Source organism: Streptomyces sp. AC602_WCS936 (assembly GCF_019049125.1).
Classification (GTDB): Bacteria; Actinomycetota; Actinomycetes; order Streptomycetales; family Streptomycetaceae; genus Streptomyces.
The window spans coordinates 245,278-269,956 of record NZ_JAGMUF010000137.1 but is presented as its reverse complement, the minus strand read 5'-3'; the positions used below and the strand labels follow the sequence as shown (position 1 = coordinate 269,956).

Genomic DNA, 24,679 nt, shown 5'->3' with positions numbered 1-24,679 from the left:
GCCCACCCGGGGGACGGCGGATTCTGTAGGGGAGGAACGGGGCTGGTACCGGCTATGGCTGCATGGAACGCGGACGAGAACGCTGACCTCCGGGGTCCTCTCGACGTCTCCAGGGCCGCCACGATGGTCATCGACGCCCGGGACACGGTCGTCGGGTGGAGCCCGGCGGCGGAGCGGCTGCTCGGCTACCGGCCGGAGGAGGTCGTCGGCCGTCCCCTGTCCACCTTCCTGTCGCCCGGCCCGAGCGCCTCCGTCGCCCCGCTGTCCCACCGGCTCCGGGGGAACGAGACGCGCACCGCCCGGAGGCGGGACGGGCTCGAGCTGGTCCTCGCCACCGCGGTGTCTCCCCTGTCCGGCTCCGGCACGGCGGAGCGCGTTCTCATCGCCACCGAGCTGAAGGACTTCCGGCTGTGGGACTTCCGGCTGGCGCTGTTCGACGGACTGGCCACCCAGTCACCCGTCGGCCTCGCCGTCTACGACACCGATCTGCGTCTGATCTGGTGCAACACGGCGTACGAACGGGAGATCGGACGTCCGTTCGCCGAGTTCCGGGGGCGCCGGGCCGACGAGCTGTACGCCGGTGGAAGGTTCGTGACCAAGGGGCATCCGCCCACGCTGGAAGCGGTCATGCGCCGGGTACTCGACACCGGGGAGCCCTTCCTGGACCTGCACTTCCGGGGCCGGCCGCCCAGCGACCCGGAAACGGACCACCTCTGGTCCTGCGCCTACTACCGGCTCCAGGACGCCGACGGCCACGTCTTCGGGGTCTGCGAGGACGCGTTCGACATCACCGACCGCCACCGGGCACAGCAGCGGCTCGCCCTGCTCGTCGAGGCGGGCCGCGGGATCGGCACCGCCCTCGACGTGATGGTCACCGCCCGGAAGGTCACCGAGGTGGCGGTGCCGGGTTTCGCCACCACGGTCACGGTCGACCTGGCCGGCGAGGTGCTGGAGGGCGAGGTCCCGGCCGGCAGCGGCGTGACGCAGGCGCCTCTGGTCCGGGCCGCCCGCTGCTCGGCCGAGGACGACGCCGCAGGGTCGGGAGCGACGTCTTCGCCCTCGCCCGTCCCGGAGCGCTCGCCCGTGGAGTACCCGCCCGGTTCGCCGCAGGACCGTTGTCTCTCCTCCGGTGGGCTCGTACTCGACGACACGACTCTCGTCGTGCCGCTCCGGGCGGGTGACGGCATGCTGGGACTCGTCACCTTCGTCCGCGGCGCCGGAGCGGCCGTCTTCGACGGCGGCGAGGTGGCGCTCGCCGACGAGCTGGTCGCCCGCACGGCCGTGTCCATCGACAACGCCCGGCGATTCACCCGTGAGCGCACCGCCGCACTGACCCTGCAGCGCCAGCTGCTGCCCCAGAAGCTGCCCGAGGGGTCGGCGGGCGACCTGGCCTACCGGTACCTGCCCACGGACGACGTGACCGGCGTCGGCGGTGACTGGTTCGACGTCATCCCGCTGTCCGGGGCCCGGGTCGGGCTCGTGGTCGGGGACGTGGTCGGCCACGGGTTGCAGGCGGCCGCCACCATGGGGCGGCTGCGTACGACCGTCCACGCGTTCGCCCAGATGGACATGGACCCGGTGGAGCTGCTGTCACGGCTCGACGACCTGGTGGCGCAGTCGGCGGAGGAGCAGTGGGGGGAGATGGGCATGCCGGACGGCACCCACGCCGATGTGACCACCGGGGCGACCTGTCTCTACGCGGTCTACGACCCGGTCTCGCGGCGCTGTGTCATGGCCAGGGCCGGGCATCTGCCGCCGGCGGTCGTCGCCCCCGACGGCCGGGTGTCCTTCCCGGACCTGCCTGCCGGTCCGCCCCTTGGTCTGGGCGGCCTGCCGTTCGAGTCCCTGGAGGTCGAACTGCCGGTGGGCAGTTTGCTGGCCCTCTTCACGGACGGTCTGGTCGAGGCCCGCGACCGCGACATCGATCACGGGCTCGCCGTCCTGGGGCGGGTACTGAGCGAGCGGTGCGCGTCCCTGGACGAACTGTGCGACCGGGTGGTGGCGGAACTCCTGCCGGGCGGGTCGACGGCCGACGACACCGCGCTGCTGCTCGTCCGCACCCGCGAACTCGACACCACGCAGGTGGCCGAGTGGGAGCTCGCCGCCGAACCGGTCACCGCCGGCCGGTTCAGGGACCTGACCGCGCGGCAACTGCACCGGTGGGGCCTGGAGGAACTGTCCTTCACGACCGAGCTGGTCGTCAGCGAGCTGGTGACCAACGCGGTCAGGTACGCCGAAGGGCCGGTCCAGGTACGCCTCATCCGTGACCGCACCCTGTGGTGCGAGGTCGCCGACACCGGTCACACGTCACCGCACCTGCGGCACAGCGGCGAGGACGACGAGGGCGGGCGGGGGCTGTTCATCGTCGCGCAACTCGTCCAGCGCTGGGGCACACGCTATTCCGGCTCCGGCAAGACCATCTGGACCGAACAGGCCCTTCCCGAACCGGGCTGACGGGCCCGCCCCGCGTCGGCTAGCCATCGGCGCCGGGCGGACCGTCGAGCACCGTGGGGGCGTACTCCAGCAGTTGGAGCCGGCCGTCGAAGGTGCGGTGCTCGACCAGGTCCAGGGCGACGTCCGGATACTCGTCGAAGACGCGGTCCCTCCCGCTGGCGCCGGTGATGACCGGGAAGACGACCACCCGGAACCGGTCGACCGCACCGGCCCGCAGGAGCGACCGGCACAGGCTGACGCTGCCGAGGGTGCGCAGGGGCCGGGAGCCGCGGCGTTTGAGGTCCCGCACGGTTTCGGCGGCGTCCCCGCGGACCAGCTCCGTGTTGGCCCAGGCCGGCGGGGACTCCAGGGTCGAGGAGAACACCACCTTCGGCGTCGCCGTGAGCTTCACGAACACGGGGTCGTCGGCCATCTCGGCGGCGAAGCCGGACATCAGCCGGTACGTCGTCGCACCCATCAGCGTGGTGTGGCCGCCCGCGGAGTCCTCGTCGAGCCAGGCGAGGTACTCGGGCACGTCCATGCCCCACAGGCCCGGCCAGCCGTCCGCGGCCCCGTAGCCGTCGAGCGAGATGATGAAGTCCACCATGAGGTCCGGCATCGGCCTTGTCCTTCCCGAAGTACGTGTGCGTACCGGTTATGACCGGCGCGGCGCCGGAAAGTCATCGTCCCGCCGGGACGGTCGCGACACGGAGGTGTGAACGCCCTCGAAACGCCTGAGCGGGACCACGGCACCCAGCACACTGGGCCGGGACCGGAGCCGCACGATCTTCGGCTCCCCGCTCCGCTCACGAAACGAGGACTGACGTGCCGTCATCACCGCGTCGCCGCCTGACCGCAGGTGCCGTCCTGATCGCCGCGCTCGCCGGAGGAGTGGCCTCCGCCCCCGTGGCGTACGGCGCCCCCGCCTCTCCCGCCGCGGCGCGGGCCGCCGCCCCGTCCCCCGACATGGCGGGCGTGGCCGCTGCTCTGCACGCCGCCGTGGCCGAGGGAGCGCCGGGCGCGATGGCCAGGTTCACCGGCCCGGAGGGGGTCCGGGCCCGGACGGCCGGGGTCCGCGACCGCGCCTCGGGCGCGGCCATGGACGTCCGGGCCCGTTTCCGTGTCGGCAGTGTCAGCAAGACCTTCACCGCCGTCGTGGTGCTGCAGCTCGTCGACGAGGGCAGGCTCGCGCTCGACGCCCCGGTCAACCGCTATCTGCCCGGCCTCCTGCCCGACGACCGGATCACGGTGCGGCACCTGCTGACCCACCGCAGCGGACTGGCGGACTACACGGACCGGATGTTCCACGAGACCGTGCCCGGCTTCGAGGCCGTCCGCAACCGGGTCTTCAGCCAGCGGGAACTCGTGGACCTCTCCCTCGCCGAGCCGCGCACCACCGAGCCCGGTGCGGCGTACAAGTACTCGAACACCAACTTCGTGGTGGCCGGGATGCTCGTCGAGAACGTCACCGGCCGGCCGGTGGCGCACGCGTACCAGCAACGGATCATCGACCCTCTCCGGCTGCGCGACACCTCGTACGTACACCCCGACACCCGGATCGCGGGGCTGCGCGTGCGCGGGTACCTCCACCCCGACGAGGCCGGCGCCCCACTGGTGGACTCCACGGAGCAGACGGTGTCCTGGGCCCAGTCGGCCGGGGCGGTCATCTCCGCCCCCGCGGACCTCAACACCTTCATGACCGCGCTGATGCGCGGCAGGCTGCTGTCGCCCCGCATGCTCGACGCCATGACCACCGTCACACCGACGGACGCCACGAACACCCGGTTCTACGGGCTCGGCCTGCGCCGCTACGACCTCACCTGTGGTACGCGGGTGTACGGGCACACCGGCACCGTCCAGGGCTACTACACCTACGCGTTCGCGACCCGGGACGGCAGGCGCGGCCTCTCCGCGATGGCGAACACCTCGAACCGGGGCCAGGCCAACACGGCGCTCGGCGGCACCCTGGAGGCGGCGTTCTGCGGGAAGAAGCCGTCCGCCTCCTGAGAGGTGGTCCGAAGTGGTCCGTTTCAGCCTTCGCTCGGCTGGAGCACCACGAAGTCCGCGCCCGCCGGATCGAGGCAGACGGCCAGCCGGCCGACGCCCTCCGCGTCCTCCGGGCCCATCTGTACGCTGCCGCCGTTGCCGGTGACCGCGGCGACGGCGGCGTCGCAGTCGGTGACGGCGAAGACCGGGTGCCAGTACGGCCGGCCGCCCGCGAGGGCGAGGTCCTGCTCCCTCAGCTGCATCAGCCCGCCGTGCATCCGCTCCTCGGGCTGCCCGGCGGGCGTGATGAGCGTGTACGTGCCCCCGCCGCCCGGCATCTCCATGTCACCGAACTGCCAGCCGAAGACCCCGCCGTAGAACTCCTTGGCCGCGGCGGCGTCGCTCGTGTACAGCTCCGTCCAGCACAGCGAGCCCGGCTGGTCCACCAGCTCGACGCCCTTGGTCTTCCCCGGCTGCCAGACGGCGAACTGGCCGCCCAGCGGATCGCTGTACTGCGCCATCCGGCCCCAGTCCTCGAGGTCCATCGGCGCAACCCGCACCGCGCCACCCGCACCCTCCACCGCCTGGGTCGTGGCATCGGCGTCGGCCACCGAGTGGTAGATCATCCAGGCCGGACGGGCGCCCTCCTCGGTGAGGGTGCCGAGGCCGGCGACGATCTTGCCGTCCTTGCGGAACATCCCGCCTTCCGGCCCCTCTCCCTCGCCCATGGGCTCGTACTCCCAGCCCAGGACCGCGCGGTAGAACGCCGCGGCGGCCGGAACGTCCGGGACGCCGAGGTCGATCCAACAGGGCGAGCCGGAGGCGAAATCAGTGGTGATCACGGCGATTCCCTTTCGCAGTTCCTGTGTCTTCCCAGCCTGACACCCACCACTGACAATCGCCCCTCGGCCGTGCCGAGGGGCGCCGGCCCACAAGGGGCACGCGAACGTCGCAGTTGCGAAGCGAGCATGATCCCTGATCTCCTGACCGGCGAACCTCCCCCGACCGGCGACAGGAACCATGACAGACAGTGCCCACCCCGTGACAGCCGACGACGAGCAGCCGCCGTCCGAGGACGACCGCGCCTTCTTCGGACAGCCCAAGGGCCTGCTGACGCTGTCCGCCCTGGAGGTCTGGGAGCGGTTCTCGTTCCTGGGCATGCAGGCGATCCTGGTCCTGTACTTCGCCGACTCGGTGGCGAACGAGGGCCTCGGCATGGACGCCGGGACCGCCGCGTCCGTGTCGGCGGCCTACGGCACCCTCGTCTACCTGGTCTCCGTCGGGGGCGGCTGGCTCGCCGACCGCATCCTCGGCTCCTACCGGGCGGTCCTGTGGGGCGGCGTCCTCATCGCGCTCGGCCACTACTCCATGGCCGTGCCGACCGCCACCATGACCTGGGTCGGCCTGGGCCTGATCAGCGCCGGCACCGGACTGCTCAAGCCGAACGTGGCCGCCATGGTCGGCAAGCTGTACCGCACCGACGACGACCGCCGCGACGCGGGCTTCGCGCTGTACTACATGGGCATCAACATCGGCGCGTTCGCCGGGCCGCTGATCACCGGCTGGCTGGGCGAGCACCAGGGCTGGCACTGGGGCTTCTCGGCCGCCGCGTTCGGCATGACCCTGGGGCTGATCCAGTACATCGCCGGGCGGCGGCATCTCGCCGGCCGCAAGCACGCCGCCGAGTTCGCCCTGGCCCCGGCGGCCATGCGGCGGGCCGTGTGGCTGATGGCCGCCGGGGCGGTGGCCTTCGCCGTGCTGTGCGGCGTCCTCGCGGGGGCCGGCTGGCTCACCATGGGACGGTTCGTCGACGTCCTCACGCTCGTGTCGGTCGTCGCGCCGGTCGTCTACTTCTGGGTCATGTTCACCAGTCCCAGGGTCACCGCGGAGGAGCGCGGGCGGCTGCGGCCCTACATCGTGCTCTTCCTGGCCTCGGTGGTGTTCAACTTCATCCTCTTCCAGGCGTACTCGACGATGATGCTGCTCGCCTCCACGAACGCGAACACCAACATCCTCGGGTTCGACTTCCCCTCCAGCTGGTACGCCTCCGCGCTCGGCGCCTTCGAGGTGGCGCTGGCGCCCGTGGTCGCCGCCGTCTGGGTGCGGATGGGCCGCCGCCAGCCGCACGCCTCGAACAAGATCGCGTTCGGCGTGATCCTCGGCGGCCTGTCGTTCCTCCTCATGGTGGTGCCGACGTCGGGTCACGAGGGCACCGACTACCGGATGGCCGCCTGGTGGATCGTCGGCTCCTACCTGCTGCTCGGCCTCGGCGACGTCCTCCTGGAGACCTCAGGTCTGTCGGCCAGCAGCAAGCTGGCGCCGAAGGCCTTCTCCAGCCAGACCATGGCCCTGTGGTTCCTGTCCCTGGCCCTCGCCAACGGCATCCAGGCCCAGGTGGTGAAGATCTACGACGACGTGTCCCACCCCGCGTACTTCGGCGTCAACGGCGCGATCGCCGTCGTCCTCGGCCTGGTCGTCGTCGCCCTCGCACCGTGGCTGCGGCGCACGATGCACCCCGTCCACTGACCCGCCCGGCCGCCGGAAGGTGTACCTCCCCATGCGCATCCGCACCGACTTCCCCTACGAGACGACCCACGACGACGTCCGCATCCCCCTGCCGGACGGCACCCGCCTCTACGCACGCGTGTGGCGGCCGGTCACCGACGAGCCGGTCCCCGCCCTCCTGGAATACCTGCCATACCGGCTCAGCGACTGGACCGCGCCCCGGGACAGCCAGCGCCACCCCTGGTACGCGGGCCACGGCTACGCCTCCGTCCGCGTCGACGTGCGCGGGCACGGCAACAGCGAGGGCCTGCCCGGCGACGAGTACGACGCCGCCGAGCTGGCCGACGGCGTCGCCGTCGTCGAGTGGCTTGCCGCGCAGCCCTGGTGCGACGGCAAGGTCGGCATGTTCGGCATCTCCTGGGGCGGTTTCAACTCGCTCCAGATCGCCGCGCTGGCGCCCGAGCCCCTCAAGGCCGTCGTCACCGTCTGCTCCGCGGACGACCGCTACGACAACGACGTGCACTACATGGGCGGCTCGGTGCTCGGCGTCGACATGCACGCCTGGGCATCGACCATGCTCGCCTTCGTCTGCCGTCCGCCGGACCCGGCGTACGCCGGGGAGGAGTGGCGGCAGATGTGGCTGCGGCGGCTGGAGGCGGTCGACCCGTTCATCCACACCTGGCTGTCCCACCAGCTCCGTGACGACTACTGGAAGCACGGCAGCGTCTGCGAGGACTACTCCGCGATCGACGCGGCCGTCCTCGCGGTCGGCGGCTGGCACGACCCGTACCGCGACACCGTGCTGCGGCTCGTGGAGCACCTGCCCGGCGACCGGGTGCGCGGGCTGATCGGTCCCTGGTCGCACCAGTACCCGGACCGCGGGCTGCCGCCGGGTCCGCCGATCGGCTTCCTCCAGGAGACGCTGCGCTGGTGGGACCACCACCTCAAGGGCCGGGACACCGGCGTGATGGAGGAACCGCTGCTCCGTTCCTGGATCAGCGAGTCGCACCGCCCGGCCACCGTCTACCCCGAGCTGCCGGGCCGCTGGGTCGGCGACCCCGCCTGGCCCTCCCCGAACACGACCCCCACGCCCCACGCCCTCGGCGGTGACCCGGTCGTCGTACGTTCGCCCCAGCACACCGGCATCGACGCCGGCCGCTTCTTCCCGTTCGGCAACGACGCCGACCTGCCGCCCGACCAGCGCGAGGAGGACGCCCGCTCGGCGAGCTTCGAGTTCCCCGTCACCGGCGGCCCGGTGGAGATCCTCGGCCGCCCCGAGGTGACCCTGCGGCTGCGGATGGACGTGCCGTACGGGCAGGTCGTGGCCCGGCTGTGCGACGTGGCGCCGGACGGCTCGTCGACCCTCGTGACCCGCGGCGCGCTCAACCTCGCCGCCCGCGAGAGCCGGGACCGCAACGTGCCCTGGCCGCCCGGGGCGACGGAGACGGTGACCTTCCAGCTCAACGGCATCGGCCACACCTTCCCCGCCGGGCACCGCATCCGCCTCGCCGTCTCCTCCGCCTACTGGCCGTGGATCTGGCCGCAAGCAGGCTCCGAGGACGGCTTCGTGCTGGAACCGGCCGGGTCGGCACTCGTGCTGCCCGTCCGGGACGGCGGGGCCCACCCGGAGGACGCCGGCATCCGTTTCGAACCGCCCGAGCAGTCCGAGCCACTGCGCGTCACCGTACCGCCGGCCGAGGGTGAGGAGCGCCCGGAGCGGCTGGTGGTGCGCGATGTCGCCAAGGGCGAATGGCGGCTGGAGGTCGATCCGCGTTACGGCGGCACCCGCGTGTACCCGGACGGCCTGGAGTTCACCGAGGACGCGCTGGAGACGTACACCGTCCGGGAGGACGACCCGCTGTCGGCGCGGGCCGCATCCGAGTGGACCGTGCGCCTGCGCCGGCCGGAGCGTGCCTGGGACGTACGGGTCGAGACCCGGTCGGAGATCACCTGCGACGCCGAGGACTTCGTCACGTCGAACGAGGTGGTGTGCCGCGACGGCGAGGAGATCGTCTTCCGGCGCAATTGGGAGAGGCGGGTCCCGCGGGTCGCCCGCTGACCTCTCGTCGGTACTCTGCACGGCATGATCAGCTCGTACGCGGGTCTCGACGATGCCGGGGTCGCGGCGGCCGCGGCCGGTGCCGGTGCGGACGTGGTGCGCCGCATGTACGGCCGGCGGCTGTCCCGGTTCGACAAGGGCGCGGGGGATTTCGCCACCGCCGCCGACGTGGAGGCCGAGAAGGCGATCGTCGGTGTCATCCGTGCCGCTCGGCCCGATGACGCGGTGCTCGGCGAGGAGGGCGGGCGGCGAGGTCCGGTCGCCGCCGTACGCGAGTGGCTGGTGGACCCCTTGTGCGGCACGTTGAACTACGCCTCCGGCAGCATGCTGGTGGCCGTCAACGTGGCGCTGCGCCAAGGGGCGTCGGCCGTGGCCGACCCGTTCAGCGGGGAGGTCTTCCGCACCGACGGTGACAGCGCGTGGGTGCGGCACGACGAGGTCGACGCACAGCTGACCCCCACGTCCGCCACCCGGCTGGTCGACGTCAATCTCGACCCGCCGTTTCCGAGCGCGCCCGGGTTCCGGGCCGTGGACCTGCTGGCCCACCCCGGGTTCGCCGAGCGGTTCCGGCCGCGCGTCGTGTCGACGACGCTCGCACTGGCCTGGGTCGCGGCCGGCAGGCGTGCCGCGTACGTCACCGATGGCGGGGACCTGTCCGGCAGCGTGCACTTCGCCGCCGGCCTCGCCGTGTGCCGGGCCGCCGGTTGCGTCGTCACCGGCATCGACGGCGGGCCGCTCGGCCAGGCGGGCCGCGGGCTCGTCGTGGCCGCCGACGCGGAGACCCACGGTCTGCTGATGTCGATGATCGCCGGCAGCGGCTAGGTGTACTGCCTCGCGAGGTCCTCCCCGGGGGCGTCGCCGTCGGGCGCCGGGTCGGCGTTCTCGCCGAGGAAGCCGCCCGACTGGTGCTGCCAGAGCTTGGCGTAGGCGCCGTCCGCGGCGAGCAGTTCGCCGTGGCTGCCCTGCTCGACGACGCGTCCGCGGTCGAGGACGACGAGGCGGTCCATGCCGGCGACGGTGCTGAGACGGTGGGCGACCACGAGAGCCGTACGTCCGTCCATCAGGCGCCACAGGGCGTCCTGGACGAGGAGCTCGCTCTCCGAGTCTAGCGCGCTGGTCGCCTCGTCGAGCAGCAGGATCGGTGCGTCCCGCAGCAGGGCCCGGGCGAGGGCCACCCGCTGGCGCTGGCCGCCCGACAGTTTCACTCCCCGCTCCCCCACCAGGGTGGCGAAGCCGTCGGGGAGCTGGTCGGCGAACTCCGTGACGTGCGCGGCGGCGGCAGCCGCGTGGATCTCCTCGTCGGTGGCTCCGGGCCGGGCGAAGGCGATGTTGTCCCGCAGGCTGCGGTGGAACATCGCGGGTTCCTGGGGGACGTAGGCGATCAGTGAGCGCAGGTCGGTCTGGCGCAGCCGGCTGATGTCCTGCCCGCCGATCAGGATGCGTCCGGCGTCGATGTCGGCCATCCGCAGCAGGAGCCGGGTGAGGGTGGTCTTGCCGCCGCCGGACCTGCCGACGAGGCCGATCCGCGCGCCACCGGGCACGTCCAGGTCGAGGTCCCGGAAGATCGGCTCGGTGCCCGCGTGGGCGAAGGTGACCGCCTCGAAGCGTACCCCGGTGCCCCGCGGGGCGAGCGGCTCGGGCTCGGTCGCGTCCAGCACGGTGGGCGGATCCAGCAGCAGCTCCGTGAACTGCGCGGCCTCGGTCATCGAGCTTTCCAGACGGCGGTAGATCTGGTTGAACTCGAACATGATCTGGGTCGCGTTCGAGTAGTAGGTGAAGGCGACCACGATCTCCTCCACACCCTGCCCCGGGCTGCCGAAGGCGATGGCGACGAACAGGCCCAGCACGTTGGTCAGCACGGACATGGGGGCGATCAGGGTGTCGACCCGCAGGTTGCCGAAGTCCCAGGACTTCAACGTCAGGCGCCGGGAGTCCGCGACGCGGCGGCGGTGCTCGTCGGCCTCCCGGCGCTCGGCCGCGAACGCCCGGATGGTCTCCATGTTGGTGAGGCTGTCGGCGACGTGGCCGGAGACCCGGGCGATGGCCGCCTCACGGTCGTTGACGAGTGCCTGACGGCGACGGATCAGGGGTGCCGCGGCCACGACGGTCAGCACGATCATCAGAAGGAGGCCCGCGACGAGCAGCGGTTCGTAGTGCCACAGCACGACGGCGCCGAAGATCAGCGGCACGAGGTTGCCCACGATCCGGTACGTCACCGTGTCGACGAAGTCCTCGAACCGCTTGCCGAAGCTCAGCACCCGCTTCGTCAGGGAGCCGGCGAAGTTGTCGTGGAAGAACGACGCGTCCTTGGCGAGGAGTTCGTCCATGCCGGTGACGTACAGGTGCTCCATGCCGAGGGCGTCCACGCGGTTCAGGCAGTGCTGACCGACCCGCCACACGGCCTCCGCGAGCAGCAGCACCGCGCCGAAGCCCAGCACGTACGGCAGTGCCGAACCGACCGTGAGACCACCGCCGTCGGCTGCCTGCCCCGCCAGTTTGGCGACCAGCAGGGGCGCGACGTAGCGGATCCCGATGTTGCCCACGGCCGGCAGCAGCAGCGCCGGCAGGGCCGGCCGTCGCAGCCGGAGGAGTTCCCTGCCGTAGCGCCGCAGGGCGAGAACGACCGCGCCCCTGCCCGGCGACGTCACGTGTGCGGCTGTCTGCGTCATCACACTCCCGGAGTTCAGACCCGGAAGTTTCCCTACAAGAGCCGCCACCAGTCCAGGCATTTACCCCGGACAGGCGAGAACCGGACACCCGTCGGCGGTCAGGTGAAGGTGTAGCGGGTGTGGCTGAACACCTGGCCGTCGTGCCCGAAGCCGTACGCCGTGCCGGGCGCCACCGCGAACAGCAGGTCGTTGCCCTCGCGGATGCTGTCGCCGAAGCCGTGGAAGGGCCCCTCCGGGGAGGCTACGCGGTCCCCGTACTGCTCCTCGAACGCGGCGATGACCTCGTCCTGCCGTGCCGGATCCGTCACCCGCTCCGCCGTGCCCTCGACCACGATGTCGAGGCCTTCGGAGAACGTGTTGTTCCCCGTGGTGAGTACGCAATGGGCATTGCCCGCCAGGTTCTCGGCCTTCTGTTCCCCCGACCCGGTGCTGAAGTGCAGCGCGCCGTCGTGCCAGGCGGCGATCAGCGGCGTGACGTGGAGGCGACCGTCCGGCCGGACCGTGGTGATCCAGAAGATCTCGGCGGCGCGCAGTCGCCGCTCGGCCTCGGCCCATTCCGTGGCGGTGACATCCTCCGCGCCCGGACGCGGGTTGAGTGCGGCGCTGTAGCGGGCGTCGAGCTCGGTCTTGGGATGCTTCGGTGTCATGCCGGAATCCTCCCCCCTTCGTCCTGGGGCGCGGGGCGAGGCTCGCCGGTGCGACCGTGGCCCCGGGCGCTCAACGCCGGAGCACCGAACGTGAATTCGCTGTCCGGTACCGTAGGCATGCACGATCATGGCCGGCATGGACGCTCGTTTCGTCGGCATCGCCGACCTGGTCGAAGCCCCCTCCGTGGCGGTCGTGGTCGACGTCATGCGCGCTTTCACCGTGGCCGCCTGGGCCTTTGCCCGGGGTGCGGAAAGGATCGTCCTCGCCGAGTCGCTGGACGAAGCCCTGGCCCTGAAGGCTCGCCACCCGGACTGGGCGGCGATCAAGGACGGTCCGCCCGAGACCGGGTTCGACGCCGTCAACTCGCCGGGTCTGCTGCGGTCCGTCGACCTTGCCGGGCGGACCGTTGTGCAGAGGACCACGGCGGGGACGGTCGGCGCCCTCGCGGTCAAGGACGCGTCACTGGTGCTGTGCGCCGGCTTCGTGGTGGCCGAGGCGACGGCCGGACTATTGCGTTCACACGAGTGCGCCCGCGTCACGTTCGTGGTCACCGGCGAGGACGGGCACGCCGACGAAGACCTGGCGTGCGCCCAGTACATCGCGCACAGGGCCACCGGGACGGAGACGGACGCCTCCGAGTTCCTGCGCCGGGCCGCCGCCTCCCGGGCCGCCGTCGAGCTGACGACGGGCGTGCGTCAGGGAACCCATCCTGATGACGTCGCGCTCTGCCTCGAGCTCGACCGCTTTCCCTTCGCCATGGTGGCGGCCCCGGAAGGCCCACTCATGGTCCTGCGCCCGTGTGCGGACCCTTCACCGACCGACGTGGCTGCGAGCTGATCGCGGCCCGGCGGCGCCGCCGCAGTTCCTGCTCCACATGGGCGCGGAAGCCGCGCGGGGCCCGGCCGGTCACGCGCCGGACGGTGTCGGTGACGCGGTCCTCCGCCCCTTCGGCGATGGACCGGTCCAGGCCGGCCAGCATGGCGGCGAACTCCGGCGGCACCACCGCGGTGAGGCGCTCGGTCATCTCCTCGTGGGTCAGCCGGTGGTGGACCACCGGGCGACCCGTGACGTCGGTCATGACCGCGGCGATGTCGTCATGGCTGAGCGCCTCCGGTCCGGTCAGGACGAGATCGGTGCAGGGTGCCCGCTCGTCGGTCAGGGCGTGGAAGGCGACGGCCGCGATGTCGTCGGCGTCGACGAAGCCGGTCCGGCCGGCTCCGGTCGCCGTCCGGATGGCGCCGTCCTCACGGATGCTCCGGGCGTGCACGTGTGTGCCGGTGAAGTTCTGCATGAACCACGACGGGCGCAGCACCGCCCACTGTTCGAACAGCTCCCGCACCGGCCCGTAGACCTCCCCCACCGCGGGGCCGCCCTCGCCGACGGCCGAGGAACCGAGGAGGACCGCACGGCGGACACCCGCGGCCTGGGCCTGCCGGAGGAAGGGCAGCACGGTCGCCGCGGGGTCGGCGTCGCCGACGGGCGGTACGAGGTAGACGCGGTCGGCTCCGCGGAGGGCCGCGGGGTGGGTGGCGGAGTCGTACCAGTCGAAGGGGACCGGCTCGGCACCGGGGACCGGGGTGGCACGGCGGCTCGCCGCCCTGACACGGTGTCCGGCGGCGGTCAGCCGCGCGACCGTGCGGCTGCCGGTGGTACCGGTCGCGCCGACGACGAGAGTGGTGCCGGTGGTCATCGGCCGCTCCGGAAGTCCGCGCCGGGTTCGAGGACCGCAAGGGGGTTCCAGTAGTCGCGGTACGAGGTGAAGCGCCCTGCCTCGACGGTCACGACGGCGATGTACGTCATGTCGAAGGGCGCGTCGGTCCGTACGAGGCGGCCGACGCCGCGCATCTCGACGACGAGCGTCTCCGGCTCGACGGTCCGGTGGATGCGCAGGTCCGGGAAGTCGTGCAGATCGATGTGGTCGGGATAGCCGCGCATGTAGGCGCCGACGGCCTCCTTCCCCTCCAGTCGTCGCGGCCAGCCCTCTGGGGCGAACGGGAACTCCATGACTCCGTCGTCGGCCCACAGACCGGTCCAGGCGGCGATGTCCTTGTCGAGCAGCAGTCGCAGGCTGTGGCGGTAGAGATCCGCCGGGGAGGTCGGTGCGGACATGGGTGTCCTCCATCTCGTAGAATCCGGACCATGGGTCCGTTTCAACGACGATACGGACCCCGGGTCCGTTTTGCAAACGAAGGAGCAGCACCATGGCCGAGCGCAGGCCCCGCAAGGACGCCGCCCGCAACCGGGAGGCCGTCCTCGCGGCAGCCGACGCCCTCTTCGCCGGGCGCGACAGCCCGGAGGACGTCACCATGGCCGATGTCGCGGCCGCCGCCGGCGTCGGCAAGGGCACGCTCTTCAGGGCGTTCGGCGACCGGCCGGGACTGCTCCGTGCCCTGTACGAGAGGCGGCTCGAACCGGTCAGGGTGGCCGTCGAATCGGGTCCGCCGCCGCTGGGGCCCGCCACTGAGCCGGGGCAGCGGGTGGCCGCCCTGCTCGACGCCGTCCTGTGCTTCAAGTACGACAACCGTCGCCTGGCGCTGGCTCTGGAGGACGGTGGGGCCGGCAGCCCGTACGGGGCGGAGCACTACGCGCGCTGGCACGCCCTGCTCCGGACGGTACTGGAGCAGATCCCCGGCCTTCCCGACGGCGACTTCACCGCGCACGCCCTGCTCGCCGCGGTCCGGGCCGACCTCGTCGAGCATCTCGCGGGTCAGGAGGGTGTGCCGCGGGAGAGGATGCGGGAGCAACTGGCGGAGTTCACCGGCAGGGTTCTGGCCGTCAGCGACGCCGGCGGGCGTTGAGCCGGGCCGCCCGGCGCGTCAGGTGGTCGCGCTCGGCGAGGCTGGACGCCTTGCGGGCCGCCTCGGCGTACAGCCGTGCCGCCGTCGCCGGGTCGCCGTCGCGCTCGTGGAGGTACGCCGCCACCGCGGCGTGGCGGGGCAGTGTGTCCTCCAGCTCCGCGAGCGCGGCCAGTCCGGCGCGCGGTCCGTCCGCCTCGCCGACGGCCACCGCGCGGTTGAGCCGGACGACCGGGCTGTCGGTGAGCCGCACGAGTTCGTCGTACCACTCGACGATCTGCACCCAGTCGGTCTCCCCGGCGGTGGGCGCGTCGGCGTGGAGTGCCGCGACGGCGGCCTGTGCCTGGAACTCACCCAACCGGTCGCTGGCGAGCGCCGCCTGGAGGATTGCGACGCCCTCGGCGATCGACGCGGTGTCCCACCGGCCGCGGTCCTGTTCGGCGAGCGGCACCAGGCTGCCGTCGGGCGCGGTCCGGGTGGCGCGCCGGGCGTGGTGGAGCAGCATGAGGGCGAGCAGCCCGGCGACCTCGGGGTGCTCGATCGTGGCCGCGAGCTGCCGGGTGAGCCGAATGGCCTCGGCGGCGAGGTCGACGTCGCCGGAGTAGCCCTCGTTGAAGACCAGGTAGAGGACGCGCAGCACGGTGGCGACGTCGCCGGGCCGGTCGAAGCGGACGCCGGAGACGGTGCGCTTGGCCCGGCTGATTCGCTGGGCCATGGTCGCCTCGGGCACCAGGTAGGCCTGGGCGATCTGGCGGGTGGTCAGGCCGCCGACGGCGCGCAGGGTGAGCGCGACCGCGGACGACGGTGTCAGCGACGGGTGCGCGCACAGGAAGTAGAGCTGGAGCGTGTCGTCCGCCGAGGACGCGGGGCCGGCGGCCGGCTCCTGGTCGGCCAGGTCCTCCCGCCGGCGGCGGGCGGTGTCCGCCCTCGTCGCGTCGAGGAACTTGCGCCAGGCCGCGGTGATCAGCCAGCCCTTGGGATCGCGGGGCGGGTCGGCCGGCCACACCCGGACCGCCTCGACCAGCGCCTCCTGGACGGCGTCCTCGGCCGCCGCGAAGTCGGCTCCGCGGCGGACGAGGACGGTGAGGACGCTCGGCGTGAGGCTCCTGAGCAGGGCCTCGTCGATGGCTGGGGTCATTCCGTGACGGTGGGCGAGACGCCGTAGAACGGGCGCAGCTCGAGCCACTCGTGGATCGGCTTCCCGCCCGCCCCGGGGGCTGCCGACAGTTCCCCGGCCAGCTCGACGGCTCGCTCGTAGCCGTCGACGTCGATCACCATCCAGCCGGCGATGAGGTCCTTGGTCTCGGCGAACGGCCCGTCCGTGACCGGCGGGCGCCCCTCACCGTCGTACCGCACCCACGTCCCCTCGGGAGCGAGCGCCTGACCGTCGACGAACTCGCCGGTCTTCTCGAGCCGGTCCGCGAAGTCCTGCATGTACTGCATGTGGGCCGAGATCTCGTCCGGCGTCCACTGGTCCATGGGCACGTCGTTGACCGCCGCCGGTGCGCCCCGGTAGTGCTTGAGCAACAGGTACTTGGCCATCGTTGTCTCCTCGGTGCGGGTGCGACCCATTCTGGTCGCGTTCACAGCGGGGACGGAGCCGGTCACGGATTCTCGACATCGCCGCCGAAGTTTTTTCCGCGAGGCTCTCGTGGAGGGGACGGTCCCCGCCCGACCAGTACTGTGACGTCTCATGACCGACTCCGCATTCGAGATCACCGCGGACCTGGTCCGCGATCTGCTGCACGAGCAGCACCCCGACCTCGCGGACCTGGCCATCCGTGAGGTGGCGGGCGGATGGGACAACCAGCAGTGGCGCCTCGGGGACGAGCTGGCCGTGCGCGTGCCCCGTACGGAACGTGCCCCGGATCTCCAGCGCAAGGAGCGCCGGTGGCTGCCCGTCCTGGCCCCGCGCCTGCCGCTCCCCGTCCCGGAACCGGTGCGGATCGGCGAACCGTCCGCGCGCTTCCCCAAGCCGTGGACCGTCATGACGTGGGTCCCCGGCGAGCCGCTGGACCGCAGTCCGATCAGCGGTGACGACTCGGCCGGCAGGCTGGCGGACTTCCTCGGGGCGCTGCACGTTCCGGCGCCCGCCGAGGCACCGGCCGGTTCGGACCGCGGCGCTCACCCCAAGGAGTGCACGGACGGCTTCGACCACTTCTTCGAGGCCGTCGCCCCCGGCGACATCGCCGAGGGCCTCCGGGCCGTGTGGGACGACGCCGTGGCGGCCCCCGAGTGGGAGGGCCCGCCGGTATGGGTGCACGGTGATCTTCATCCCGCGAACGTCGTCGTCTCGGACGGAGCCCTCTCGGGCGTGGTCGACTTCGGTGACCTGTTCGCCGGCGATCCGGCGTGGGACCTCGCGGCCGCGTGGGTGGTCCTTCCCGGGGGCGCCGCCGCGCGCTTCTTCGACGTGTACGCGCACGCGGACGAGGGGACCGTCCGGCGCGCCCGCGGGTTGGCCGCCCTGAAGGGCCTCGTTCTCATGCTGATCGGCCGGAACGGGGACCGGGGGCTGCCCGGCGGCAAGCCGACGTGGGGCCCCGCGGGCCGGGCGGCACTCGACCGCGTTCTTCAGGGCGGCCCGGTGTAGACGCGCCGGGCCCGGGGTCAGGCCGGCAGCTTCTCGTCGACGACGAAGGCGATCTCGACGACCTGACCGGGGAAGGTCAGTTCGGTGACGCCGACGACCGTGCTGACCGGGCGGTGCTCACCGAAGTACGCCAGATTGCCCGCCGCCGTCGCCGCGGCGTTCTGCCTCAGGTCCACCACGTACAGGGTCTGCGAGACGACCTGGTTCCGGGTGACGCGGAAGTGGGCCAGGACCTTGTCGGCGTTGGCGTACGTCTGCTCGAGCTGGGCGGCGAAGTCGTCCGCGTGGACGAACTCGCCCGCCCGGTCGAGCGAGAGCTGTCCGGAGACGTGGATCAGATCGCGGGACTTGATCGCCTGCGCGTAGCCGAACTCGCTCTCGGCCGGCACACGGTGGTTGAAGACGTCCATGGCAGTCAACGTGCTCACCCTTCGGTTCACTCTCTTGTGGTTACTGAAGAACTGTAGGAGAGTGAGCGCGGACCTGGAAGAACGCACTTTTCGGTGACTGAGGAACCAGATGGTGACCAAACAGCTGCTCAAGGGCTTGCCCGAGGACGCGGACCTGCGGCGCGCGGACTCCCTGGCGCGGGAGATCTTCTCGGACGTCGCCAACAAGTGGGCGCTCCTGATCATCGAAGCGCTCGGCGAGCGCACCCTGCGGTTCAGCGAGTTGCGCGACGAGGTGGAGGGCGTCAGCCACAAGATGCTCACGCAGAACCTGCGCATGCTGGAGCGCAACGGCCTGCTGGAGCGGAAGGTGTACCCCACGGTGCCGCCGCGGGTCGAGTACACGCTCACCGAGCCGGGCCGGGCGCTGCGCACCACGGTCGACGCCATGTGTGGCTGGACCCACCAGTACCTCGGCCACATCGAGGACGCGCGCCGCACGTTCGGCGAGTGACGGGGCGCTCCGAGAGCGCGGCACCGCGTCACGGCTCCGAGACGACGAACAGGCAGAACGGATGCCCGGAGCATGGAGCCTCCGCGTTCCTCTTCACATGGCCGGTCCCCGTTGCCCTGCCCGTTCGCCGCCCCGAGGACCGACCCCCGCGGGTCGGGGCCGGGGCCCGGCCGCGTCCGAGCCTAGGATCGGTGGCGTGGACATTCCCGAGGACCTGATCAGCCTTGAGCGGGCGGCGGAAGAACAGCGCGCGCGACTCGCCGGACTCGACGGCGAGGAGTTCGAAGCGCAGCAACGGGCCTGGCAGGAGGCCGCCCAGGCGGCGCGGGCGGCGATCGCCGATCACGCCGCGGCCGGCGGCCTGTCGGTGGAAGCGGTCGAGAAGGCGGTCCATCGCGCCGTACGGCAGGCGGAGGAGGATCCCGCCGGGTAACCGGGTAATCCGCACCCCCGGGACGCGCGGGCCCGTACGCGGACTGTCGGTTACCGAGTCCGTGCAGGTACGCGTACTCAATCCGGCGATCTTGTGCAGCTTTCCGGTCGGCGTCATGGAACCCGGACGAGGCCGCACATCTTGCCCGGTCCGGTCCGCCCACGGCGTGGTAACACCGAGTGTTCCGACTCGAAAGGGCCACGTCACATGGGTATCTTCAGCCGTCGCCAGACCGCCGTCGCCGAGCCGCCGCCGGCCGTGGGGTCCGGTGGGCCCGGTGCGCGGGTCACGGCGGCCGGCGCCGCACTCGACCCGGCGCTGCGCGCACTGACCGGACACTGGACCATCGACCGCCCGCACAGCCGGATCGGCTTCTCCGTGCGGCACGCCATGGTCACGACCGTCCGCGGGTCCTTCGCCGACTACGACAGCGCGCTCTACTTCGACGGAGCCCGCCCCGCCGAGTCCCGGGCCGAACTCGTCATCCGGGTCGGGAGCGTCGACACGGGCGTGGAGCAGCGGGACGGGCACCTGGTCGGCAAGGACTTCTTCGACGTGCGCCGCCACCCGGAGATGACGTTCCGCAGCACCTCGACCGTCCACGACGGCGGGGAGAGTTTCCGTATGACGGGCGACCTCACGATTCGCGGCACGACCAGGTCCGTCGACATCCAACTGGACTACCTCGGCTCGGTCATGGATCCGTTCGGCTACGAGCGGGCGGGCTTCGACGGCACCACCACCATCGACCGCCGCGACTGGGGGCTCGTCTACAACCAGCGGCTCGAGGCGGGCGGCAGCATGGTCAGCGAGAAGGTCCGGCTCCAGTTCGACATCTCCGCGATCCGCTCCACCGCACCGGAGCACTCACCGTCGGCATCCGGCATAGAGTTCCCTCGGCACTGACACGGCGTGTGGGGGAGCACATGATGGCTGAGGCGGCCCCGAGGTGGGCATCGACGCTCGATTCGGTGGTGGTGTATGCGCAAGGCGCCCTCTGCCGCCGGCTCGCCCGCGGCGGCGTGCCCCGGGGCGGGCGGGTACGGGTGACCGGTCTGCCCCGTTCGATGGACCCGGGTTCCCTGCGGGTGCGGGTCGTCGGCGCCACCGGGGTACGGGTCACCGGGGCGAGAGTGGCCGTCGAGGCCGAACCGCTCGACAGCCGCCCGGTCGGCGAGCTCCGGCGTGAGGTGGAACGGCTCCGCGACGCCCGGGAGGCCGTCCAGGCCCGCCGGAACCGGCAGCAGGAGCTGATCGACGAGGTGGCGGCCCTGCGCCCGGTGCCGCCGCCCCGCGACGACGAGGCTCCCCACCGTCGCACCCCCGTCGAGGCCTGGCTGGGCCTCGCCGACTTCGTGGACGACCGGCTGACCGTGCTGCACGCCCGCCTGCGCGAGACGGAGGAGGAACTGACGCACGCCGAGCACGAGTGGGAGGTCGCCGCCGACAGGCTCGCCCGGGCCTCCACCGACGCGCCCGCCTCGCGCTCCGAGACCACTGCGTGCGCGGACGTGACCCTCACGGGCGGCGCGGACACGGACGTCGAGGTCGAGGTGGAGTACGGGGTGCCCGGCGCCGTCTGGGTGCCGGCCTACCGCCTCACCCACCATCAGGGCGGAAGCGACGGACGGCTGCTGCTGCGGGCGTCGATCGCCCAGCGCACCGGCGAGGACTGGACCGGCGTCCGCGTCTCGCTGGCCACGGCCGATCTGCGACGGCGCACCGATGTGCCCCGGCTGCGATCGATCCGCATCGGACGCGAGCAGCCGACTCCCGCGCCGTCGGGATGGCGTGAGCCCCCGCGCGGACTGCCCGACCTCTTCAGCGGCTACGACGCGGCAGGACCGCCCCCGGGCGCCGGCGGCTCCGCCGTGACCGTCCACGACGCGGTGGCGGCCGCGGCGGCTCCCGCGCCCGGTTCCGTAGCGCCGCCCGCCCCGCCGATGGCGGGCCACGGCTACGGTGGGCCTCCCGGTGCCCTCCCGCCGCCACCCGGCGCGCTGCCGCCCCCGCCCGGCGGCATGCCGGTGAGCGCCGAGGGCCCGATGCCGGGCGACTCGGCGCCCGGCGCCCCGCAGCCGTACGCCCGCCGCAGGAGCGGCGCGCCCCGCCCCGTGGCTCCCGCGGCGCCCGGCCGGGCCGCGGCACCGTCCGCAGCCGTCCCTCAGGCAGTACCCGCCCCGTCACCGGCCCCGGAGACCGGGCCACCGCGACCGAGCGGTGCCGAACTCGACTACGCGGCACTGGTGCTCACCGGCGCCGACGGACCACCGGAGCGTCGCGGGCGACTGTTCCCCGACTCCGCCTCCGACCCGGTGGCGGCCGAACACCGGCGGCGTGCCGAGACGGTCACCGCGCTGCCCCTGCCGGGGAACGCCGTGCGCCCCCGCGAGTCGGCCGGTTCCTTCGACCACCGCTACGACGCCGCGGCACGCGCCGACGTCCCCTCGGACGGTACGTGGCACACGATCACCGTCGGTGAGGTGGCGGTCGGTCTGCGGACCGAGTACCTGTGCGTCCCGTCGATGGAACAGGCGGTCTACACGACCCTGGTGCTGTCCAACGCGACGGACCAGGCTCTGTTGGCCGGCCCGCTGGAGGTCTCGGCCGACGGGGACTTCCTGCTGACCACCGCGCTGCCCACGCTCGCCCCCGGCGGCGTGCGCCGCGTGGGCCTGGGCGCCAACGAGGCCATCGGGGTCACGCGCCGTACGAGTCTGCTCGAATCGACCTCCGGGCTGCGCAACAACGTGACCGTCCTCGACCACCGCGTGCACGTGGAACTGGCCAACCGCCTCCCGGTCCCCGTCACCGTCGAGGTGCGCGAGCGGGTGCCGGTCACCTCCGACGCGGACATCAGGATCGAGGAGAAGGCCGGCTGGCAGGCGCCCGCGGCCGGCACCGACGCCGAGCGGCACGCTCCCGGCACCCGCCTGTGGCGGGTCGAGATCCCGGCCCACTCCACCTCCGCCGTCGACGGCGGCTACGTCATCCGCATCCCCGCCGGCAAGGCCCTGACCGGCGGCAACCGCAGGAGCTGACCCCCTCATGCCCACGAGCCCCGATCCGATCGCCCTCCCCGCCACCGCCGTCACCTGTCTGGAGGACCGGGCGTACGTCGAGCGGACCGCCGTGGTCGACCTCGCGGCCGGCACCCAGTCGCTGCGTCTCGGACCGGTCAGCGCCCTGACCGTCGACCACAGCCTGCACGCCGAACTGTCCGCCGACGGCCCGGTGACCGTGCTCGATGCCCGGGTCGTGCGCGAGTGGACACCGAGAGCACCGGGTCGTGCCGACGACGACTCCGCCCTGCGGCACCGTGTGAGAGACCTCGAGGAGGAACAGCAGGCGCTGGGCCGGCAGCGCGAGCGCCTGCACGCCCGTGTCGACCTCCTCGGCCGCCTCGCCACCGATCTGCTGCGGGAGATCGGCGAGGGCGCGGGGCTCGGTGAGTCCGACGCCGCCCGGTGGGCCCGCGAACTGGACCGGGTCGACAGGGAGCGCGACACCTGCGGCGAGCGGCTGCGCACGGTCGACTCCCGGCTGACGGCGCTCGCCGCCGAACTCACCGACGCGCGGCACGCCTTGGCGGACACGGAGTCGGAACCCTCCGAACTGGTCGGCCACATCGAACTGACCGTACGGGCGGGCGACGCGGGTCCGGCCGCGCTGCGCGTGGCCCACCTCGTCCCGTGCGCCCTGTGGCGGCCCGCCTACCGCGCCGTGCTCGACGGGGACTCGCTCACCCTGGACACGGACGCGATGGTCTGGCAGCGCACCGGCGAGGACTGGTCGGACGTACGCCTGACCCTGTCCACGGCCCGCAGCACGCTCGCCACCGAGCCTCCGCGCCTGGCGGAGGACCGGCTGACCCTCCGGGACCGGTCGGCGGCGGAACGCCGCACCGTCCAGGTCGAATGGCGCGAGGAGGAGATCACCGACCTCGGTCCGGCGCCCGTACAGGGCCTGCCGGGAGTCGACGACGGCGGCGAGGTCCGGGTCCTGCACTGCGACGCCCCGGTCTCGGTACCGTCCGACGGCCGGGCCCACCGGGTGCCGCTCTCCTCCTTCGAGACGCCCACGACCACGGAGTACGCCTGCTCGCCCGAGCTGTCCCCGCTGGTCGGGCGACTGGTCCGGTTCGACAACCGCTCGGGGCACGCACTGCTCGCCGGGCCCGTGGACCTCGTCAGCGGCGGCGGCTTCCTCGGTCGTGGCACGCTGGACTTCACCGCTCCCGGCGCCCCGGCCGCCCTCGCCTTCGGCAGCCGCGACGACCACCGGGTCGTGAGGCAGACCGAGGAGACTCGTGACACCGCCGGTCTCACCCAGCGGACCGTGCTCACCCGGACCGTCCGCCTGCACCTGTCACGGTTCTCGGGGCCCGGCGAGCGACATGAGCACATGGTCGTCGTCCGGGAACGCGTCCCCGTCTCCGAGACGTCGGCGGTGGAGGTGAGCCTGCGCCGGGGCGCCTGCGCTCCCCCGCCCGACGACGTCGACGCGGACGGCGTCGTCCGCTGGAACGTCCTCCTGCCTCCCGGCGGCCGGCGCACCCTCGAACTGGTCTACGAGATCTCGACGAACGCCAAGGTGCACGGACTCTAGCCGTGTCGGCCCGTAGCGGTCAGTGCTCCCGCCCGTGCTGCTCCGTGTAGTGGGCGCGGAGGAGATCGGCCCCCCAGTCGTGGCGGACGTGCCGCCAGACGGAGTGGGCGTGGTTGCCGTCGTCCTGAGTGTTGTCGTACTCGATGAGCAGGTCCGGGGCGCGGACGCAGTAGTAGTGCCGGTCGCCGGGCGCGCGGCCGCCCGCCCAGGCGAACGCCAGGGTGTCCAGTCCGCGCGCCGCCAGGTCGGACCAGCACTGCTCGGCGTACGCCGCGGGTGCCCGGTCGAGGTAGCGGCGCACCAGGCGGGCGAGCAGCCGCTGCTGACCCGGGGTAATGTCGCCGTGCGGCAGACCGGCCGGCAGCAGGTCCGGGTCGGCGAACGGGTCGTCCCGGCTGAGGATGTCGTCCGGTGGAGCGGCGGCGAAGACCGCTCTCGCGCGCCGGTCGGCGTCCAGGTCCGTGACCAGTTCCCGGGCCAGGTCCTCCTCCGGCCCCAGCAGCCGGCGTCCGGCCTGTGGACCGTCCGTGATGCGGGCCGGCTCCGCCCCGACGAAGTGGGGTGTCACGCGGATTCCGGCGGCCGCGACCAGCACGTGTACGGCGAGGTGGTGGCCGTTCATCCGCCAGCTCCAGGGGCCGTCCCCGTCCGGGTCTCCCAGCAGCCGCACCCAGTAGCGGTCGGCGCCCGTGGCACCGGCCGTGGCGCGGCGGTGCCGCTCCACCTCGATCGCCCCGCGCGCCAGCGCCGCTCCGGGTGTGCCGTGGGCCGCGGCCAGCAGCGCGTCGACCGCCTCGCGCTGCCGGCCGTCCAGGCCCTCGGTGGACAGACCGGGGCGCGTACCGGGCAGGTAGGTCCACTCCCTCAGCTCGGGAGCGTCGAGCCGGCCGGGTCCCGCGCGCAGCTCGCGCACCTGCGCCGGCTCCAGTACGGACAGCAGTTCGCGCGCCGCCTCCCGCATCGCCGTGGCGGCAGCCTCGGCTCGATGGACGCCCACCGTTTCACCTCTCGCGCGGTGTCCCGTACGGCTGCGCACCCTACCCGTAC

The 24,679-nt window shown here is 72.7% G+C and carries 23 protein-coding genes; 13 read left to right on the top strand and 10 right to left on the bottom strand.

Features of this window, described 5'->3' with window-relative positions; translation table 11 throughout:
• Positions 1-54 precede the first annotated feature (54 nt).
• Entirely contained in the window at positions 55-2,454 is a 2,400-nt protein-coding gene (locus tag KUM03_RS37460) for a SpoIIE family protein phosphatase (protein WP_217255077.1), read from the top strand.
• A 19-nt stretch (positions 2,455-2,473) separates the two neighbouring features.
• Here the strand turns inward: KUM03_RS37460 and KUM03_RS37455 are convergent, their stop codons facing one another.
• Positions 2,474-3,052, bottom strand: coding sequence for a dihydrofolate reductase family protein (locus tag KUM03_RS37455; protein ID WP_217255076.1), 579 nt, complete (start codon positions 3,050-3,052; stop codon positions 2,474-2,476).
• Positions 3,053-3,258: 206 nt separating this feature from the next.
• On the opposite strand from KUM03_RS37455, the gene KUM03_RS37450 reads away from it, so the two are divergent.
• Complete coding sequence (locus KUM03_RS37450) at positions 3,259-4,440, top strand: serine hydrolase (RefSeq protein WP_217255075.1); 1,182 nt, start codon at positions 3,259-3,261, stop codon at positions 4,438-4,440.
• Between the two features lie 23 nt (positions 4,441-4,463).
• Here KUM03_RS37450 and KUM03_RS37445 read toward each other — a convergent pair whose 3' ends face one another.
• Positions 4,464-5,261, bottom strand: coding sequence for a VOC family protein (locus tag KUM03_RS37445; protein WP_217255074.1), 798 nt, complete (start codon positions 5,259-5,261; stop codon positions 4,464-4,466).
• Between the two features lie 178 nt (positions 5,262-5,439).
• Here KUM03_RS37445 and KUM03_RS37440 point away from each other — a divergent pair, with 178 nt between their 5' ends.
• Genes KUM03_RS37440 through KUM03_RS37430 form a run of 3 tightly spaced genes read left to right on the top strand, consistent with a single transcriptional unit; the run spans position 5,440 to position 9,805 of the window.
• Positions 5,440-6,945: a peptide MFS transporter gene (locus KUM03_RS37440; RefSeq protein WP_217255073.1), complete on the top strand. Its 1,506-nt coding sequence runs from the start codon at positions 5,440-5,442 to the stop codon at positions 6,943-6,945.
• Positions 6,946-6,976: 31 nt separating this feature from the next.
• Positions 6,977-8,983, top strand: coding sequence for a CocE/NonD family hydrolase (locus KUM03_RS37435; RefSeq protein ID WP_217255072.1), 2,007 nt, complete (start codon positions 6,977-6,979; stop codon positions 8,981-8,983).
• Between the two features lie 24 nt (positions 8,984-9,007).
• The gene (locus KUM03_RS37430) at positions 9,008-9,805 is read left to right on the top strand and encodes an inositol monophosphatase family protein (RefSeq protein ID WP_217255071.1); all 798 of its coding nucleotides are present in this window, start codon (positions 9,008-9,010) and stop codon (positions 9,803-9,805) included.
• Here KUM03_RS37430 and KUM03_RS37425 read toward each other — a convergent pair.
• Complete coding sequence (locus KUM03_RS37425) at positions 9,802-11,652, bottom strand: ABC transporter ATP-binding protein (RefSeq protein ID WP_217255070.1); 1,851 nt, start codon at positions 11,650-11,652, stop codon at positions 9,802-9,804. The two genes, KUM03_RS37430 and KUM03_RS37425, sit on opposite strands and share 4 nt — an antisense overlap.
• Positions 11,653-11,750: 98 nt before the next feature.
• On the bottom strand, positions 11,751-12,299 hold the full coding sequence (locus KUM03_RS37420) for a pyridoxamine 5'-phosphate oxidase family protein (RefSeq protein ID WP_217255069.1): 549 nt from the start codon (positions 12,297-12,299) through the stop codon (positions 11,751-11,753).
• Positions 12,300-12,435: 136 nt separating this feature from the next.
• On the opposite strand from KUM03_RS37420, the gene KUM03_RS37415 reads away from it, so the two are divergent.
• Positions 12,436-13,137: a 2-phosphosulfolactate phosphatase gene (locus KUM03_RS37415; protein ID WP_308406489.1), complete on the top strand. Its 702-nt coding sequence runs from the start codon at positions 12,436-12,438 to the stop codon at positions 13,135-13,137.
• Here the strand turns inward: KUM03_RS37415 and KUM03_RS37410 are convergent.
• A complete protein-coding gene (locus KUM03_RS37410; protein ID WP_217255067.1) occupies positions 13,082-13,990 on the bottom strand; it encodes an NAD(P)H-binding protein in 909 nt (302 codons plus the stop codon). The genes KUM03_RS37415 and KUM03_RS37410 overlap by 56 nt on opposite strands.
• Complete coding sequence (locus KUM03_RS37405) at positions 13,987-14,409, bottom strand: nuclear transport factor 2 family protein (protein WP_217255066.1); 423 nt, start codon at positions 14,407-14,409, stop codon at positions 13,987-13,989. The genes KUM03_RS37410 and KUM03_RS37405 overlap by 4 nt, the downstream gene beginning before the upstream one ends.
• 92 nt (positions 14,410-14,501) lie before the next feature.
• Between KUM03_RS37405 and KUM03_RS37400 the strand changes: the two genes are divergently transcribed.
• Positions 14,502-15,098 carry a TetR/AcrR family transcriptional regulator gene (locus KUM03_RS37400; RefSeq protein WP_217255065.1) on the top strand — a complete coding sequence of 199 codons (597 nt, stop codon included), beginning with the start codon at positions 14,502-14,504 and terminating at the stop codon, positions 15,096-15,098.
• Here KUM03_RS37400 and KUM03_RS37395 read toward each other — a convergent pair.
• A complete protein-coding gene (locus KUM03_RS37395) occupies positions 15,076-16,221 on the bottom strand; it encodes an RNA polymerase sigma factor (RefSeq protein WP_217255191.1) in 1,146 nt (381 codons plus the stop codon). The genes KUM03_RS37400 and KUM03_RS37395 overlap by 23 nt on opposite strands.
• A gap of 8 nt (positions 16,222-16,229) precedes the next feature.
• Positions 16,230-16,637, bottom strand: a complete 408-nt coding sequence (locus tag KUM03_RS37390) for a YciI family protein (protein WP_217255064.1) — start codon at positions 16,635-16,637, stop codon at positions 16,230-16,232.
• A 151-nt stretch (positions 16,638-16,788) separates the two neighbouring features.
• Here KUM03_RS37390 and KUM03_RS37385 point away from each other — a divergent pair, with 151 nt between their 5' ends.
• Entirely contained in the window at positions 16,789-17,688 is a 900-nt protein-coding gene (locus KUM03_RS37385) for an aminoglycoside phosphotransferase family protein (RefSeq protein ID WP_217255063.1), read from the top strand.
• 17 nt (positions 17,689-17,705) lie between these two features.
• Here KUM03_RS37385 and KUM03_RS37380 read toward each other — a convergent pair whose 3' ends face one another.
• Complete coding sequence (locus tag KUM03_RS37380) at positions 17,706-18,107, bottom strand: RidA family protein (protein WP_217255190.1); 402 nt, start codon at positions 18,105-18,107, stop codon at positions 17,706-17,708.
• Positions 18,108-18,207: 100 nt separating this feature from the next.
• On the opposite strand from KUM03_RS37380, the gene KUM03_RS37375 reads away from it, so the two are divergent.
• From KUM03_RS37375 to KUM03_RS37355, 5 genes are all read left to right on the top strand, one after another.
• Positions 18,208-18,591: a helix-turn-helix domain-containing protein gene (locus tag KUM03_RS37375; protein ID WP_217255061.1), complete on the top strand. Its 384-nt coding sequence runs from the start codon at positions 18,208-18,210 to the stop codon at positions 18,589-18,591.
• 196 nt (positions 18,592-18,787) lie between these two features.
• On the top strand, positions 18,788-19,024 hold the full coding sequence (locus KUM03_RS37370) for a hypothetical protein (RefSeq protein ID WP_308406488.1): 237 nt from the start codon (positions 18,788-18,790) through the stop codon (positions 19,022-19,024).
• 207 nt (positions 19,025-19,231) lie between these two features.
• A complete protein-coding gene (locus tag KUM03_RS37365; RefSeq protein WP_217255059.1) occupies positions 19,232-19,930 on the top strand; it encodes a YceI family protein in 699 nt (232 codons plus the stop codon).
• Positions 19,931-19,950: 20 nt separating this feature from the next.
• Positions 19,951-22,065 (top strand): DUF4139 domain-containing protein, encoded by a 2,115-nt coding sequence (locus KUM03_RS37360; RefSeq protein ID WP_217255057.1) that lies wholly within the window; start codon positions 19,951-19,953, stop codon positions 22,063-22,065.
• A gap of 7 nt (positions 22,066-22,072) precedes the next feature.
• Entirely contained in the window at positions 22,073-23,632 is a 1,560-nt protein-coding gene (locus KUM03_RS37355) for a mucoidy inhibitor MuiA family protein (protein ID WP_217255056.1), read from the top strand.
• 19 nt (positions 23,633-23,651) lie between these two features.
• Here KUM03_RS37355 and KUM03_RS37350 read toward each other — a convergent pair whose 3' ends face one another.
• The gene (locus tag KUM03_RS37350) at positions 23,652-24,629 is read right to left on the bottom strand and encodes a DUF3500 domain-containing protein (protein ID WP_308406487.1); all 978 of its coding nucleotides are present in this window, start codon (positions 24,627-24,629) and stop codon (positions 23,652-23,654) included.
• Positions 24,630-24,679: the final 50 nt, after the last annotated feature.